This window comes from Pseudofrankia coriaricola, from assembly GCF_032027725.1.
Taxonomy (GTDB): Bacteria; Actinomycetota; Actinomycetes; order Frankiales; family Frankiaceae; genus Pseudofrankia.
In genome coordinates this window covers 1-16946 of the sequence record NZ_JASNFO010000080.1, presented here as the reverse complement: position 1 = coordinate 16946, position 16946 = coordinate 1, and the positions used below count along the sequence as shown (strand labels likewise).

The following is a 16946-nucleotide window of genomic DNA, read 5'->3' as shown; positions in this document are numbered from 1 at the left end:
GCGGCCCTCCCAGGCTCGGGCGGTCGACGGAACGGGCCTGGAGGGATTCGGGCCCGGCCACACGAGCCCGGCCACACGAGCACATCGGGACGGATGGTGAGGTGGTCCTGGTCACAGGTGACGGGGTCGGGACGGCGGGGCGGGAGACTAGGACGGTGGACGCGGCAGCGGGCGGCCCTGGGCCCGTGACGGGGCGGCGGGACGACGACGAGACCGCCGGCGCCGGAGCCGGTGGAGCCCGGGCGGGCGGTGCCAGGGCGGGCGGTGCCCGGGCGGATGCCGCGGCGGCGGGCGCCGTCGCGGCGAGCGGCGCGGGCGTGCCCGCCGCGCGGGGCGAGCCCGCCGTACCGGCCCGGCTGGAGCCGAGCGACGCCGGGGGGCTTTCCGCGGAGGCGGCGCTCGAGCTGCTGCGCACCGGGGAGATCGCCGTCGAGGGGCGCCTCGTCGAGGCGAGCAACGCCACCCTGTTCTGCGCGGTAAGCGCCGGCGGCGCCCGGGCCCACTGCGTGTACAAGCCGGTGCGTGGCGAGCGGCCGCTGTGGGATTTCCCGGACGGGACGCTGGCCGCCCGCGAGTACGCGGCCTACGAGCTGTCCGAGCAGCTTGGCGACGGGCTGGTCCCGCCGACCGTGCTGCGTGACGGCCCGTTCGGCGTCGGGATGGCGCAGCTGTGGATCGACGTCGACGAGACCGTCGACGTGGTCGACCTGGTGCGCGCGGGTGACAGACGGCTGCGCCGCGTGGCCCTGTTCGACGCCGTCATCAACAACGCCGACCGCAAGGGCCCTCACCTGCTGCCCGCGCCGTCCGGCCGGGTCTACGCGATCGACCACGGCGTGACGTTCCACGGCGACGACAAGCTGCGCACCGTGCTGTGGAACTGGCGCGGCCAGCGGTTCGACGCCGCCGAGTGCGCCCTGCTCGACGGCCTGGGCGCCGCGCTCGACGGCGCGTTCGGTGAGAAGCTCGACGACCTGCTCACCCAGTCTGAGATCGCGGCCCTCGCGGCCCGCGTCGACCGGCTGCGCAGCCGCGGCCGTTTCCCGCAGCCTTCCGACGACTGGCCCGCCATCCCCTGGCCACCGTTCTGACCCCACCGCGCCTAGGGCCCGTGCGCACGGCCCGGCCCACCGCGGGGCGCGGCTGCCGGCGCGCCGAAAGATCCCGGCATGCACGGGCGCCGGGGCGCCCTGCTAGGGAAGCAGTGGCCTAGGGAGCGGTGGCCTGGGGCGCGGTCGCCGTGAGGGCGCGCAGGAAGTCGAGGGTGACGTCGTGCAGGCTCGCGACGCGCAGGAGACGGGCCGAGAGCTCGGCGATGTCCTCCGGCGCGGGCCGGTGCCCGCCGACGGGCGCCGGCGCCGGCTCCATACCGGCGGGCAGCCTTGCCAGGGCCGCGGCCCTGGCCGCCCCGGTGGCCAGGGCGGCCTCGGTCGTGGCCGCCACCTCGGCGAGGCTCGGCAGGCCCGGCACCGAGGGGACGAGGACAGTGCGGCAGCCGGCGCGCAGACCGGCCAGGGCGCCGGTCGTCGAGTCCTCGAGCACGACGCAGCGGGCCGGGTCGACGGCGAGGGCCGCCGCGGCGACCAGGTAGGGGTCGGGGAACGGCTTGCGCCGCGCCACCTCGTCGCCCGCGACGGTGATGGTGAACAGGTCGCGGCCGAGGGTGTCGAGAACCGGGTCCATCAGCGAGCGGAACGACGACGACACCAGCGCGGTGGGTATGTCGGCGGCGCGCAGCGCCGCCAGCAGCTCCGGCGCGCCCGGCCGCCGCATCACCAGACCGGGGGTCCTGAAGAGCTCGACGGCGCGGTCCACCAGGAAGCGCGCGGCCTGCGCAGGGTCCCCGTCGACGCCCAGCATCGACAGCATGAGCGGCACGGCGGTGTCGACGCCGTGCCCGAGCATCGCGTGCTTCATCTCCGGGGTGAACGGGCGGCCGTAGCTCGCCGCCAGCTCCTCCTCGGCGATCGTCCACAGGTGCTCGGTGTCGACCAGCAGCCCGTCCATGTCCAGCAGGACGGCGGCCGGCGGCGCGTCTCCCGCGGAGCCGGGAAGGGCGGCGGCAAGGGGGCCGGGGAGCTCGGGGAGGCCCATGGCAGCGCCGGTCACAGGGCGGGGACGAGGTCGGTTCGCACGCCGGAAGCCTACCGGCGGCTCGACGCCGGACCCGGTGCCCGGTCGGGAGGCCGACGCTGCCGGCGCCCCCGGGAAACCGGGCAAATCGGCGCGCGCAGCCGGACAAATCGGGCTTCCCGGCGGGCGTGCCGGGGACGAGCCGGTCGAAGCCGCCAGTCGGTGCGGCGCTTACCCAGCCGGCACGGCAGACTTGACCGGGCGCGCTCCGGAGTCCAGCCCGCCCGGTCGGTCGAACCGGCCGAGTGGCCAGGTACACCGATGCGGGGCGATATGGGGCGCTCGACGGGCGGTGTCACCGAGAGGACGTACGGTGGCACCGTAACGGCAGCCGCCGGCGGGCGGCGGGAGGTGGTAGGTGATCGAGTTCTCCGGTGTCGGACAGCTCCGGTCGCCGGTTGTCGTCGCCGCCTTTGAGGGGTGGAACGACGCGGCCGACGCGAGCTCCGCGGCGGTGGAGCACCTGGAGACGGTGTTCGGTGCCAGGGTCATCGGCGCCATCGACCCGGACGACTACTACGACTTCCAGGTCAACCGGCCGACTGTCAGCGGCGTCGACGGCGAGGCTCGCAAGATCTCCTGGCCGACCACCCGGCTGTCGGTCGCCCGCCCGCCGAAGTCCGACACGGACCTGGTGCTCATCCGCGGGCTCGAGCCGAACATGCGCTGGCGCGGCTTCACCGAGGAGCTGATCGAGGCGGTGCACGCCCTGGGCAGCGACATGGTCGTCACGCTGGGCGCCCTGCTCGCCGACTCGCCGCACACCCGGCCGGTGCCGATCAGCGGCACCGCCGGCGACCCGGCGACCGCGGCCCGCCTCGGCCTGGAGTCGTCCCGCTACGAGGGGCCGACCGGCATCGTCGGGGTCTTCTCCGACGCCTGCGCGCGGGCGGAGCTCGCGAGCGTGTCGTTCTGGGCCGCCGTGCCGCACTACGTGGCGAACCCGCCGTGCCCGAAGGCCACACTCGCGCTGCTTCGCCGCGTCGAGGACCTGCTCGACCTGGAGATCCCGCTCGCCGACCTGCCGGAGCGGGCACGCGCCTGGGAGCGCCAGGTCGACGAGCTGGCCGCCGGGGACACCGAGGTCGCCGAGTACGTCCGCTCCCTGGAGTCCCGCGAGCCGGAGACGGCGCTGCCGGAGGCCTCCGGCGACGCCATCGCCCGCGAGTTCGAGCGTTACCTGCGCCGCCGGGGCCAGTGACGCCGGGTAGTGGGTGACACCCAAGTAGTGGGTGACGCGACGTCGTGGCGCCGGACGCGGCGGCACCCGATGCCGGGCCGTGCGGGGTCGTTCACGATCACCCTCGGCGACGGTGTGATGATATTGGGGTGAGGCCGGGGGAGTCACCGTACTGGGACTTCTTCGTCACCTACGCGGCCGGCGACGTGATCTGGGCGGAATGGATCGCCTGGCAGCTCGAGGACGCCGGCTACCGCGTGTTGCTCGAGGCCTGGGACGGGGTCCCAGGGACCTACCAGGCCGCCGTGGCGGACCAGGGCATCGCACACGCGGCCCGGGTCATCGCGCTCGTCTCGCCCGCCTACCTGCGGCCCGGCCCGCACCACCAGGCCCGGAGCGCCGCGCTCTCACGGGACCAGGACAGTCCGGCGAGTACGCTGCTACCGATCCAGGTCGAGCCCTGCGACCCCGTCGGGCTGCTCCGCGAGATCCGCCCCATCAGGCTGTTCGGCTATGACGACGACACGACGCGGGCGCGCCTGCTGGGTCTGACGGCCGCCGCCGTATCGGGCCGTGCGAAGCCGTCCGTGGCGCCGCGGCTGCCGGGCGCAGATCCGCCGGCCGGGCACCGCGCGGCCGCGCCGCCCACCCTCCCCGCGGCGCGCGGCCCGGAGCCCGGCCCCGTGGCGGACAGGCTCGGCTCGATCTGCGCCGACCTGGCCGTGGACTTGCGACGGCAGGCGCGGGAGGAGGGGCGGCGTCGGGGCGACAACGCACTGCGACCGGCGACCGTCCGGTGGCAGCCGGCCGACGAGGCGATCTTCGAGGGCTGGCCGCTCCTGGTCAGGCGGGCTCTCGACCGCGCGTCCGGGGTGCGGGCACCGACGCCGGACACCTGGGCCACCGGGCCGGGCCAGCTCGCCCGCGGGCCGGATCTGCACGCCACCCTGCGCCAGGTGCCCACCCGCCGGCTGGTCGTACTCGGCGCCGCCGGCTCCGGAAAGTCGACGCTGCTTTACCAGCTGCGGGCGGACCTGCTGGACTCGCTCGACGCCGGCCGGGGCGACGCGGTGCCCGTGCTGATCCACATCTCGTCGTGGACGCCTCGGCCCGGCGAGCCTACCTTCCGGTCCTGGCTGGTGGAGATGATCGGCGGGTTCCCGGCACTGCGCCGCCTCGGCCGCGCCGCCGCCCGCGAGACCGCCGGTGACCTGCTCGACGAGCATCGCCTCCTGCTGCTGCTCGACGGGCTCGACGAGATCTCGCCGCGGTATCGCGGCCCGGCGATCGACGAGATCAGCAGGCAGCTCGACCAAGGCCAGGAGTTCGTCCTGACCTGCCGCACCCGGGAGTACCGGGACGCGGTGAGCCCCGGGGAGGGAGCCGAGACGAGCCTGGCCGGCTCGGCGGGCATCGAACTGTGCCCGCTGGACCTGGGCGTCGTCGAGAACTACTTGCGCGACGTGCGCCCGGGCCAGCGGACGTTGGACAGCTGGGAGCCTGTCCTGCGCACGCTGGCCGGCGCGCCGTCGCACCCGGTGGCGCTCGCGCTGACGAACCCGCTCGCGCTCGCCCTCGCCATCCAGGTGTATATGCGCCCAGCCGGCACGGGACGCCGCGACGACCCCGCCGAGCTGCTCACCCGGGGCTTCGCCGACCCGGGCAGCGTGCGTCGGCATCTCCTCGGCGCGCTGATCGCGGCCGAGTACCCGGCGGGCCGGCGTGGCTGGACCCGGGAGCGGGCTCAGCGCTGGTTCAGCTTCCTCGCGCACCATCTGGAAAGCGAGGGCGGCGGCCCGGACCTCGCCTGGTGGCGGCTCGCCGCGCACGTGCCCGGCCCGATGCGCCACCGGCTGCTGCTCGCGGCGGGCACGGCGGTGTGGGTCCCGCTCGCGGTGGCCGCGCTGGCGACGGGGGCGGCCGGCTCGGCGGCCCGGCGCCTGTTCGACACGTCGCCGCCCTGGCAGGGCGTCGGCCTCGTGCTGGCCGTGTCCCTGTGCTGGTGCGTCGGGATCTGCTGGCTCGTCTTCTGCGCCCCTCCGCACGGCGGCGGGCTGCGGCACTGGGGACGGCGCGCACCCGCATCCCGGGTCTGCTGGTCGCGGGTGCCCCGCGCGCGGGACGGCACGCGGCGGCGCACTAGGGCGCTGCCGACGGGCCTGCTCACGTTCGCCGTCACCACGTCGGCCCTCTCGGCGGTGGTCGACGCCGGCCCGGCGCGCCTCAGCACCCCCCTGATCCTCGCCTTCTGGTTCGCCACGGGGCCGGCGGCGGCGGTGGCCGTGGCGCTGCTGTCGCGGTTCACCACGGACGAGATGGCCGCCGGGGCGCCGGCCGGCCCCGCGCAGGCCAGGTCTGGCGACCGGCGGCGGTTCGTGCTTCTCGCCGTCCTGCTCGGCGGCGCGGCGGGCCTCTGCCTGCTCGCCGCGGTCGGCCTGCTGTTCGCCCTGCCAGCGCGGGTGACGCCGCGGCTCGCCGTCGGGGCCGGGCTCGTCGTCGGCCTCGGGTATGGCGTGCCCTACGGGCTGGCCCGTGCCGCGACGCTCACGACTTGGCCGGCGTACACCGTCACGCGGCTGTGGCTGGCCTGGCGGGGCGATCTGCCCTGGCGCCTGGGCGCTTTCCTCGACGACGCCCATGACCGGCGGCAGATCCTGCGCCGGGTCGGCGCCGTCCATCAGTTCCGGCACATCGAGCTGCAGCGGCAGCTCGGCGGCAATGTCCCCGACCCGCTGGCGGCCCGGCTGGCCGAGCAGACCGCGACGCACGTGCGCGCCCTCGCTGTGGCCGGCCCCGTGATCCCCCTGCGGTGGCAGGCCGCCGCGCCCGAGCTCGCGCCGCCGTGGCCGCTGCTGCGGGACGTCGCCGGCGGCTGGCCCGGCGGATCGCCGGAGGCATGGGCGGAGGGACCGGACGGGCTCGCCGGCACTGGCACTCGGCTCGCCCCGTCGTTCGCGCGCATCCCGACCCACCGGCTGGTCGTCCTCGGTCCGGAAGGCTCAGGGCGGACCACATTGCTCGCCGCGCTGGCCCGCGACCTGCTCGCGGCCAGGCTGCCCACCGGCCCGGTGCCCGTGCTGCTGTCCCCGCGCTCGTGGGATCCCGAGCGCGACGACCTGGCGACCTGGCTCGAGTACGAGATCGGCTGTCGGCACACCTGGCTCGGCTGGCGCACTGCGGCGGTGAGCCGGGCTGGGGCGCTGCTGGCGCGGCGCAAGGTGCTCCCCCTGCTCGACGGCCTGGAGGAGATCCCGGCCGAGCGGCGGGCCCGGGCGTTGGACCGGATCGGCGACTGGCTCGCGGATGGCCTGCCGCTGGTGCTGAGCTGCGCCCCGGAGGCCTGGCGGGATCTCGTCGAGGCTCCGACGGCCCCGCGTTCCCACGCGCGGCCAGCCGGCGCCCAGGCCAGGTGGGGGCTCGCCCGGCGCCGGCTGCCGGTCGACGCGCCTACGCCGATCGGCCGGGCGATGGCCCGCAGCCCGCAGCCGGCGGACGATCCGGCCGGCCGCGGCGCGGGCGCGTCGGAGGCCGGCGAACCGGCCTGGCCGAGCCGGCTCGCGCGGCTGGCGGCCGCGGTCGTCGAGATCCGCCCCGTCGGCCTGGCGGGCGCCGCGGCGTACCTGGCCGCCAGCACACCAGGGCCCGATGGCGTGTCCTGGGACCCGCTGCTGCACCGGGCGGCCGCGGACCCGGCAGGGCCGGTCGCCGGTGCGCTCACGTCACCGCTCGTGCTGAGCCTGCTGGCCGATGGCTATGGCAAGCGGCGGGTGGCCACGGGAACGGCCGGGCGGGCACCTGCCGAGCTGACAGACGCGAGCCGATTCCCCACGGCGGGCTCGGTCCAGGAACATCTGGCGGTGCTCCGGCTGCGGCGGGCGCTCGCCCCCGATGACGCCACCGCACCGGCGGTTCGCGCCGCCGCGGTCCGTCTTCGGGCGCTGGCGCACCTGGCCCTGTGCCTCGACGGTCAGCCGCTCGCCAGTGCCCAGCGTTCCACCGGCGGTCGAGAACGCGACCGGTCGCAGGCTTTGGCCGAGTTCGGCTGGTGGGACACCCAGACCTTGCTTGCGGTTCCCGCCGTTGTGACGGCCCTGGGGGTGCTGAGCGGTGTCCTGACGCTCGGCATCATGATCGAGATGGCGGGGCTCGCGGTCGGGCTGGTGTCCGCCGTCGGGATCGGGCTGCTAGGCGTCGTCGTGACGCGGCTGATGCTGGCACGGACCGGGATGGGCGCCGGGCCGGTGCCGGCGATTCGGGACTATGCGCGGCCCGCGGGGCGGGACCGGACGGCGTCCGGGCCGGTGAGCCGGTGGCGGCCGGCCGGGCCCCGCGCGGTGCTGCGCCGCTGCCGCTGGACGGTGCCCGCCGCCGTGGTCATCACGGCTGTGAGCTGTGGCGTCTCCCGCCCGGTCTGCCGAGCGGGCGGGATGACGCCGCTGACCTGGCCCTGGGGGCCCGCCTCGACGCCGGCCACAGCCGCCGCCGTGACCGCGGCGGCGCTGAGCTGCGCTCTCATGATGACCGCGTGGGGGCGGTACCAGCTCTCCCGCTGGTGGCTGAGCCGTCAGCTGGGAACACCGGCCGACCTGATCGGTGTCCTAGAGGACGCCGCTGAACGCGGTGTCATCCGGCAGGTGGGTGACCGGTGGATGTTCGCGCATCCCTGCATGCGCCGAGCCCTGGCAGCAGCCGCCACCGTCCGGGCCGACGGTCGTGACCCGCCGGCCTAGGCAGTGGAGATGGCGCGCAGGACGTTCATGCGGGCGGCGCGCAGGGCGGGGAAGACAGCGGCGGCGACGCCGAGGACACCGCCGAGGATGAGCACCACGACGATCGTGGCGGTCGGGTAGGCGAAGCTCGTGATGCCCTGGCTCTTCAGCGCCGTCACCAGCGCCCAGCCGAGGAAGCTGCCGACGCCTACCCCGAGCGCCGCGCCGAACAGCGCGATCACCACCGACTCCAGGACGATCACGACCCACATCTGCCCGCGGCGCAGGCCGACCGCGCGCAGCAGGCCGATCTCCCTCGTCCGTTCGATGACGGACAGGGCGAGCGTGTTGACGATGCCGAACAGCGCGATGAGGACGGCGAGCGCGAGCAGGACGTAGACGAGCCCGAGGATCTGGTCGACCTGCTTGGACTGCTCGGCGATGAACTCGGACTGGTCGTAGACGTTCACGCTCGGCACCGCCTTCGCCGCGGCGTCGATCGCGGACCGGACCGTGGCCGGGTCCGCGTTTGGCCCCCGTTTGACCAGGACGAGGAAGTTCTCGTCGGCCGCGGCGTGCTTGACCCATGCGGGCTGGGTGAGCAGCGCGTTGGGCGCGATGCCGCCGCCGGCGAACGTGGCCGCGAGCGTCAGCGTCTCCTGGCCGTTGCTGAAGGTGATCTTCACGGGTGAGCCGACGCGGGCACCGATCTTGGTCGCCGTAGTCTCGTCGATGGCGACCTGGCCCTCGCGCAGGTGGATGTCCCCGGACGTCACCTTCAGCTTCAGCAGATCGCTGATCGCCGCCGGGTCGCCCGCCCAGAAACTGTCGGACGTGCCCCGGTCCGCTATGGCCGCGAAACCACCGCTGATCGCGGCGACCGTGACCCCAGGCTGTTTCGCGACCGTCTGGCCAAGCCGCGGGCTGAACGACGTGGCGAACCCGGGGCTGAACATCAGGTAGTCGGCCCCGACGCTGTTCGTCACCGTGTCCTTCACCGACACCTTGATCGACTGACCGAAGATGGCGAACGCGCTGACCAGCGCGAGGCCGATCATCAGCGCGGACGCGGTCGACGCGGTCCGCCGCGGGTTGCGCATCGCGTTCTGCAGCCCGATCCGCCCGACCACGCCGAACAGCGCCGGCAGGGCCGCCCCGATGACCCGGGTGACCGGCCGGGCCAGCACCGGCGACAGCGCCGTCACCCCCAAGAAGATCATCACCGCGCCGACGCCGACCAGCGGGGTTCCCGACGAACCTGGCCGCGACAGCCCGACGACGACGGCCCCGGCGCCGAGCAGGGCGCCGGTGACACCGGCGAGCGCCCGCATCCGCAGCGACCGGGCGGCGATCGTGTACGAGTCGCGAAGGGCGGCGATCGGCGGCACGGTCGCGGCCTTGTGGGCGGGCACGACGGCGGCGGCCGACGTGACCAGCACCCCCACCAGGTACGACACGACGGCGGTGCGGGGCCGGAAGACCATGGCGCCGGTCGGCAGCTCCACGCCGAAGGCGCCCAGCGCCGACTGGAGCAGCGCCGCGAGCGCGACCCCGCACACCAGGCCGGCCGTCGCCCCGAAGAAGCCGATCAGCGCGGCCTCCACCTGCACCGAGACCTGAACCTGGCGGCGGCTCGCGCCGATCGCCCGCATCAGCGCCAGTTCCCGGACGCGCTGGGCGACCAGCATCGTGAACGTGTTGAAGATGATGAACGCGCCGACGAACACCGAGATCCCGGCGAAGATCAGCAGGGCGGTAGACAGGAAGGCCAGCCCGTCGCGCACGGCGGTGGCGTTCTCGTCGGCGAGCTGGTGACCGGTGATCGCCTCGACGTCGGGGGGCAGCGGCGCCGCGGCGACCTGTCTCGCCAGCTCCTCCTGCGAGACGTCGTTCGAGGCCAGGTAGACCGCGGAGAACTGGTCGGGCTTCAGCATCAGCCGCTGGGCGTCGGCCAGGGTGAAGGCGGTGACGGGGGTGCCGGCGAGGCCGTCCTGCCCGTTCATCCGGAACGTGCCGACGAGGGTGAACGCCGGGCGTTCCTCGACATCCATCGCGATCTTCTGGTTGAGCTGGAACCCGTACCGGTCCGCGGTGGCCTTGTCGACCACGACCTCGCCGTCGGCGTTCGGGGCCCGGCCGGTGGCGATCTCCTGCACCGACGTGGGCTGGCCGCCGGTCCAGTTGATCGCGATCGCCGGGGTGGTCGGCTGGGCGATGGACTTGTCGGTCGCCGGGTCGAGCGGCGCCACCTTGCCCCTAACCTGGCCGACGACCGCCACCTTGGGGAACTTCGCCCGCAGCCCGTCGACGAGCGACGCCGGCAGCGGGGATCGGCCGTCGTCGCTGGTCGGGTCGACCTTGTTGACCGCGCGGACGTCGACGCTGACGTTCTTGGTGATCCCGGCGAACAGCGACGTGAACGTCGCGTTCAGCGTGTCGGTGAGCACCAGCGTGCCGGAGACGAAGCTGACGCCGGCGACGACGGCGAGCGCCGAGAGGAGCAGGCGCAGCTTGCGGGCGAGCAGGCTGCGCAGGGTTGCGCGCAGCATCCTCAGGTCCACCGGCCGGTCTCGTAGCCGCCTGTCTCGTAGCGGCCGTCGTAACGGTCCACCTCGTAGGCCTCACGGCCGTCCTGGTCGCCTCGGGCGTCATCCGGCCGGTAGCCGGAGCGGGGCGCCGGGCGCGGCTGGTAGCCGCCTTCTGGAGCGCCGTAGCCGTTGGGGACGCCGTACGACTCGGTGTCGTCGGGCGGGTAGCCGCCCCGTGGGTAGTGGCCGTTCGGCTCCTCGCCGTAGCCGGCGTGGCTGTAGCCGTCGGCCGGCGCGTACCCACTGGCCGGGGGACCGTAGCCGTCGGGGTAGGGGCCGGGCTCCCCGTAGGGGTCGATCTGGCCGGGGCCGTCGTCCCCGCCGTAGCCGCGGCGCGGGCCCGGCGGACCCGGCTCGCGAGGGGCACCGGTGTCGCGGCGGTACGGGGCGCGCCAGGGTGGCTGCTGCTCGCCCGCGGGCGGCCCGGGCGCCGGGTAGCCGGTGGTGTCCTCGCCGGCCGGGTAGCCGCCGACCGGCTCCGCGGGCGGATAGCCGCCGCTCGGCTCGCCGGCCGGGTATCCGCTCGGCTCGGCGGGCGGGTAGCCGCCCGTGGCCCGCCGCGGCGGCGGGTAGCCCTCGGCGCCGTGCCTGGCCAGCGGGAACTCGTCGGTCTCCTCGACCACCGGATACCCATCGGCACCGCGGGCCGGCGGCGGCCCGCCCCGCCCGGCGCCGAGGTCGGGCCGGGCCGGGCCGCGGCCGTCGCGCGCGGGCCCGGTGCCGCGCCGGTAGCCGGGATCCGCGTACCCACCGGCCCCGGCCCCGGCCCCGGCACCTGCTCCGGTGCCGCGCCGACCCGTGGCGGGACCGGGGCCGGTGGGTACGCGGGCGGCGTTCGCGCCCGTCGCCGACCGTCGCCCCTCGCCCGGGGGCGGCATCGTGGGCCGGCGCCGCGTCGGCGGGCGCTCGCCGTCGTCCCAGCCCGCGCGGCCGCCGTCGTCTCGCCCGCCGCCGGTGTCGCGGCGGGCGGGCGCGCCGTCGCGGCCGGCCGCGCGCGGCGCGGTGGTGCCCCGGCGGGACGGGCGGCCGCGGCCCGGCTGGTCCAGGTTCTTCATCCGGTCGAGCACCGCGTCCGCGGTCGGCTCGAGCATCGTGTCCACGATCCGGCCGTCCGCGAGGAAGATCACTTCGTCGGCGTAGGAGGCGGCCTTCGGGTCGTGGGTGACCATCACCACGGTCTGGCCGAGCTCGCGCACCGAGTCCCGCAGGAACGACAGGACCTCGGCGCCGGAGGCGCTGTCCAGGTTGCCGGTCGGCTCGTCGCCGAAGATGATGTCCGGCCGGGTGATCAGTGCCCGGGCGCAGGCGACCCGCTGCTGCTGGCCGCCGGACAACTCGGTCGGCTTGTGGTTCAGCCGCGGGGCCAGGCCCACCGCGTCGACGACCAGCTGCATCCACTTCTTGTCCGCCCGACGCCCGGCGATGTCGAGGGGCAGCGTGATGTTCTCCGCCGCGGTCAGCGTCGGCAGCAGGTTGAACTGCTGGAAGATGAAGCCGATCCGGTCGCGGCGCAGCTGGGTGAGCTGCCGGTCCGACAGGCGCGAGAGCTCCACGTCGCCGATGAACACCCGGCCGCCGCTGACCGTGTCGAGGCCGGCCAGGCAGTGCATCAGCGTCGACTTGCCCGAACCGGACGGCCCCATGATCGCCGTGAACCGGCCGCGGGGGAAGTCCAGGTCGATGCCGCGCAGCGCGGACACCTCGGTGTCCCCGGAGCCATAGACCTTCGTCAGCCGCTCCGCCCGGGCGGCCAGGCGCGGCCCACCCGAACGGCCCGCCGCGGTGTCGGCGGCCCGTCCGCGCACTGGGCTCATCGGTCTTCCTTTCGCGCGCCCTGGAGTTCGGTGGCCATCGCTGCCCGCGCCGGCCGGCCTCGCCCGGCGAGGCCGCCGGCCGGGTCGTCATGCCGCTGGGCGGACAGGCCAGGCTCGCGGACGGCCACCAGCCCGGCCGCCGGGCGGGGAGCGCCGCCGCGCCGCCAGGGTGTCGGACGCCTGGCTCGCCCGTTTGGTTGACCGCTCGTTGTCGGGCCGATGGCAGTCCCGCCGGCCCCCGCGCCGGTGGGACGCGGTTCGCCCACCCCCGGCCGCCGACCAGCCGCCGTCATCGGCCCAGCCCCGGCCGGGCCGGCCACGGCGGGGGCGGCTCGGCCGGCCCGAGGCGATCGATCGCAGACGCGCCGCACCTACGCATCGTGCCTGATTCCCTCGGATCCGCGGCGCCCGCCCGGTCTGGCGGCGGTATGGGACTCGTTCCGTACCCGCCAGCCGCTACCCCTCCGCCTCGCAGACGGCGGGGGCGGTGTCGTCGGCCAACGGCGCCTCGGGCAGCGGCGGTGGCGTGCCGCCGAACGCCGGGCAGCGGGACTGGTGGTCGCACCAGCCGCACAGCTTGCTCGGCGTCGCCCGCCAGTCGCCGGTGCGGTGCGCCCGCGAGATCGCCGCCCAAAGCGCCTGCACCCGCCGCTCGGTCGCCAGCAGGTCGTCGACGTCCGGGACGACCCGCAGCCACGTCCGGTCTCCCAGGTAGTACAGCCGCAGCTCCCTCGGCACCACCCCGCGGGTCCGCCACAGCAGCAGCGCGTAGAAGCGCATCTGGAACAGCGCCGTGTTCTCGAACGCCGGGCCGGGGGAGCGCCCGGTCTTGTAGTCGACGACCCGCAGCGCGGGGCCGTCCGCTGTCCGCGCCTCGTCGAGCCGGTCGACGTAGCCGCGCAGCCGCAGCCCCGAGTCCAGGACGTGCTCCACGTAGAGTTCCCGGGCGGCCGGCGCGAGCCGGCGCGGGTCCTCGAGCGCGAAGTAGCCGGCGAGCAGGTCGCGCGCGGACGACAGCCACCCGGCGAGCTCGTCCTCGTCCGCGAACATCGCCGCGAGCTCCGGCTCGCGGGCCCGCAGGTCCGCCCACGCCGCCGGCAGCAGCTCCTCGGCGGCCGCCGGGGTGCGCCCGGCCGCCGGCAGGTCGAACAGCCGCTCCAGGACCGTGTGCACCATCGTCCCCCGCGTCGCCGCGAGGCTCGGCGGCTCGGGCAGCCGGTCGACGACGCGGAAGCGGTACTTCAGCGGGCAGCTGACGAAGTCCGCCGCCCGCGACGGCGACAGCGACCCGACGATCTGGGGCCGCTGCTCCGGCACGGCCGCGGCGTCGCCACGGCCTCCGGCGACTGGGGCGTCACCTGGCGGCACGGCGCCGGGGAGCCCCGCCGTGCTGGTGGCCGGAGAGCCGTCCGCGGCGAGAACCGTCCCGGCCGTCGCCAGGCCGGCGGTCCGCGGATCGCCCGTGGCGGGATCGCCCGTCACGGGATCGGCCGTCGGGTCAGCGGCGGTGCTCATGGCCGCCACCCTAGGGCGCACCTGTGACATGCCGTCCGCCGAGGTCCTCCCAGCCAGCGGGCACCGCCCCTTGGGCCGGGACGCGCCCGCGCGGCGGCAGCCTCGGCCACCTCACCGGCTCCCGGCGAGACCGGGCGAGCCGGCCGGCGGCGTTCCCCGGGCCGTCTCCGCCCGGGCGGAGACGGCCCGGGCGGAGACGGAAACGCCCGCGAACGTGGTCCGCGAAACCTCCCGGGCACCGGCCGGACGACGGCGGGGCTGTCCGGGAACGGGTGCCGGCAGGCGCCCCCGGTTGAGATTCGGATAAGAAACCGGGCGCTAAAGGAAAAGGACGGAGGCCGATCGGGTGGATCGCCGGGGAGGCGGCCGTAGCATCGGTGACATGGCCGACCAGCCCGATCCAACGGGCCCGAACGCGCAGGCTTCCAGCACCCCGCCCGCGCAGCGCCCGCCGGGGTTCCGGATCGGGCGGGTCCGCGGCGTCCCAATCTACGTCTCGCCGCTGGCGGTCGTCTTCGCGGTCCTCGTCGCCACGGTCTACGCCGACACGCAGCGCTCCCGGCTCGTCGGCCCCAGCGACTCGCTCGTCCTGCTGCTGGCCACCATCACCGCGGTCGGCTTCCTCGCCTCCATCCTGCTGCACGAGATCGGCCACGCGCTGGTCGCCGAGCGGTTCGAGCTGCGGGTGCGCTCGGTCACCGTGCACGGCTTCGCCGGCTTCACCCAGCACGAGAAGGAGCCGCAGTCGGCCGGGCGGCAGTTCCTGCTCTCCTTCTCGGGGCCGTTCGTCAACGGCCTGCTCGCCGGGCTGTGTTATCTCGGCCTGCTGGGGGTCCCGTCGCACAGCTCGATCGGCGTGGTGCTGTTCGACCTGGGCCTCACGAACCTGCTGCTGTTCGGGTTCAACCTCCTGCCCGGCCTGCCGCTCGACGGCGGCGGCGTGGTTGTCGCCGCGGTCTGGAGGATCACCCACAGCCGGCTGCGCGGCCTGCGCGGCGGCGCCTACGGCGGCTTCGTCGTCGCCGCAGCCGTCGCCGTGTTCACGCTGCGCTACCCGTCCAGCGGCTTCTACACCCTCTACATGCTCGCGCTCGCCGGCTTCATCGGCTTCGGCGCCTACCAGTCGCTGCGCGCCGCCGACCTGCGCGAGAAGCTCCCCGACCTGCGCGCCGGCCGGCTGATCCGCAAGACGCTGCCGGTCGACGGGTCGGTGCCGCTCGCCGAGGCGCTGCGCCACGCCCAGCAGGCCGGCGCCACCGCCATCGCCGTCGTCGACGACACCGGCAGCCCCTCCATGATCATGAACGGGGCGTCGGTGGACGCGATGCCCGAGCACCGCCGCCCCTGGGTCGGCATCTCCGAGGTCAGCAGGACCATCGAGCCGAACATGATCCTCGACGCGGACCTCGCCGGCGAGGAGCTGCTCAACCACATCCAGCGCCACCCCGCGTCGGAGTACCTCGTCACCCAGAACGGCCGGCCCGTCGGCGTGCTCGTCATGGTCGACCTGGTCGCGCGCCTGGACCGGAACGCGGCCCAGCGAATGGTGGGGCGGGCGCCGGGGCGCCCGCCTGTCGGGCGATAGGCGCCCTCTCCACCTGGTTCCGTGCCCTGCCATGCGGCGGGCGCGGTGCGGCGGCGGCAGCCGGTAATCTGCCGGGACGTCCTGGGCCGAATGGTCGTGGGCGCGCAGATGCCGCCACAACAGGCAGGAAGGGAACATCCACCCCGTGAGCGAGACCAACGGCGCCGTCGCCGGCGCGAACGACCACGGCGAGGCGGGCGGGCCGGCCGGGGACGCCTTCGCCGCCACCTCCCGCCCGACGGGTGAGGCGGCGCATCGGCGCGGGCCGTTCGCGAAGGGCGACCGGGTCCAGCTCACCGACCCCAAGGGCCGCAAGCACACCGTCGTGCTCGAACCGGGCAAACAGTTCCACACCCACCGCGGCGCGCTCGAGCATGACGCGCTCATCGGCGCGCCCGAGGGGATTGTCGTCACCAGCACCGGCAACACGCCGTACCTGGCGCTGCGGCCGCTACTGAGTGACTTCGTGCTCGCGATGCCCCGCGGCGCCGCCGTCGTCTACCCCAAGGACGCGGCGATGATCGTCGGATACGCGGACGTCTTCCCCGGCGCGCGGGTACTCGAGGCCGGTGTCGGCTCGGGCGCGCTGTCCTGCTCGCTGCTGCGCGCCGTGGGCGACGGCGGCCTGCTCGTCTCCTACGAGCGCCGCGCCGACTTCGCCGCGATCGCCCAGCGCAACATCGAGGCGTTCTTCGGCGCACCGCACCCGGCCCACCGGCTACACGTCGGCGACCTGGCCGACGCGGGCGAGACCGACATGGACCGCGTCGTGCTCGACATGCTCGCGCCCTGGGAGGTGCTGCCCGCCGCGGCGCGGGCGCTGGTGCCCGGCGGGGTGCTGTGCGCCTACGTCGCGACCGCGACCCAGCTCTCGCGGACCGTCGAGGCGCTGCGCGAGCACGGCTCGTTCGCCGAACCCGCCGCGTTCGAGACCATGCTGCGCGACTGGCACCTGGACGGGCTCGCGGTACGTCCCGAGCACCGGATGATCGGCCACACCGGCTTCCTCATCACCGCCCGCCGGCTCGCCGACGGTGTCACCGCCCCGCCGCGCCGCCGCCGCCCCGCCAAGGGCGCCCTAGCCGAGCCCGACGCACCCACCCCCGCCGCCCCCTCCGAGCCCCAGGACACCGCGGACATCACGCCCGCAGACGACTGACACAGGGAACTAACCCGGGACCTCGGAGGCACAGAGACGGGGTCGGCGCAGAAGGCTGTGTCTCTGGTTCGCTCCGTGCGGACACGGCCCTCCGGCAGCCCGCTCGCCTGGCGGCTCGCGGGCTACCTCCGGGCCGTGTCCTCCTCCGCGAACGTGCGCTGCGGCGACCTCCGCTGCGGCCCCCCTACGTCGCTTCGCTCGTAGGAGGGCCTCCGCGGAGGCGCGCCTCCGCGCCAGCTCGGTCGCCTGCCGCTGTGACGTCA

Annotated in this window: 9 protein-coding genes; 5 read left to right on the top strand and 4 right to left on the bottom strand. The window is 75.3% G+C overall.

Features of this window, described 5'->3' with window-relative positions:
- The first annotated feature begins 317 nt into the window (after window positions 1-317).
- On the top strand, window positions 318-1091 hold the full coding sequence (locus QOZ89_RS34705) for an SCO1664 family protein (RefSeq protein ID WP_083419056.1): 774 nt from the start codon (window positions 318-320) through the stop codon (window positions 1089-1091).
- A gap of 118 nt (window positions 1092-1209) precedes the next feature.
- On the opposite strand, the gene QOZ89_RS34700 is transcribed toward QOZ89_RS34705, so the two are convergent.
- Window positions 1210-2094: an HAD family hydrolase gene (locus tag QOZ89_RS34700; RefSeq protein WP_397428896.1), complete on the bottom strand. Its 885-nt coding sequence runs from the start codon at window positions 2092-2094 to the stop codon at window positions 1210-1212.
- 397 nt (window positions 2095-2491) lie between these two features.
- On the opposite strand from QOZ89_RS34700, the gene QOZ89_RS34695 reads away from it, so the two are divergent.
- Complete coding sequence (locus QOZ89_RS34695) at window positions 2492-3334, top strand: PAC2 family protein (RefSeq protein WP_071050414.1); 843 nt, start codon at window positions 2492-2494, stop codon at window positions 3332-3334.
- A gap of 128 nt (window positions 3335-3462) precedes the next feature.
- Window positions 3463-8043, top strand: a complete 4581-nt coding sequence (locus QOZ89_RS34690; protein ID WP_312627994.1) for a TIR domain-containing protein — start codon at window positions 3463-3465, stop codon at window positions 8041-8043.
- On the opposite strand, the gene QOZ89_RS34685 is transcribed toward QOZ89_RS34690, so the two are convergent.
- The 3 genes from QOZ89_RS34685 to QOZ89_RS34675 form a co-directional block, all read right to left on the bottom strand.
- The gene (locus QOZ89_RS34685) at window positions 8040-10571 is read right to left on the bottom strand and encodes an ABC transporter permease (protein WP_071050416.1); all 2532 of its coding nucleotides are present in this window, start codon (window positions 10569-10571) and stop codon (window positions 8040-8042) included. The two genes, QOZ89_RS34690 and QOZ89_RS34685, sit on opposite strands and share 4 nt — an antisense overlap.
- 2 nt (window positions 10572-10573) lie before the next feature.
- Complete coding sequence (locus tag QOZ89_RS47770) at window positions 10574-12424, bottom strand: ATP-binding cassette domain-containing protein (protein WP_397428895.1); 1851 nt, start codon at window positions 12422-12424, stop codon at window positions 10574-10576.
- A 456-nt stretch (window positions 12425-12880) separates the two neighbouring features.
- Window positions 12881-13939: a RecB family exonuclease gene (locus QOZ89_RS34675; RefSeq protein ID WP_241841923.1), complete on the bottom strand. Its 1059-nt coding sequence runs from the start codon at window positions 13937-13939 to the stop codon at window positions 12881-12883.
- Between the two features lie 382 nt (window positions 13940-14321).
- Here QOZ89_RS34675 and QOZ89_RS34670 point away from each other — a divergent pair, with 382 nt between their 5' ends.
- Both QOZ89_RS34670 and QOZ89_RS34665 read left to right on the top strand, forming a co-directional pair.
- A complete protein-coding gene (locus tag QOZ89_RS34670; protein WP_071050417.1) occupies window positions 14322-15524 on the top strand; it encodes a site-2 protease family protein in 1203 nt (400 codons plus the stop codon).
- A gap of 145 nt (window positions 15525-15669) precedes the next feature.
- On the top strand, window positions 15670-16683 hold the full coding sequence (locus QOZ89_RS34665; RefSeq protein ID WP_083419050.1) for a tRNA (adenine-N1)-methyltransferase: 1014 nt from the start codon (window positions 15670-15672) through the stop codon (window positions 16681-16683).
- The last annotated feature ends 263 nt before the right edge of the window (window positions 16684-16946 follow it).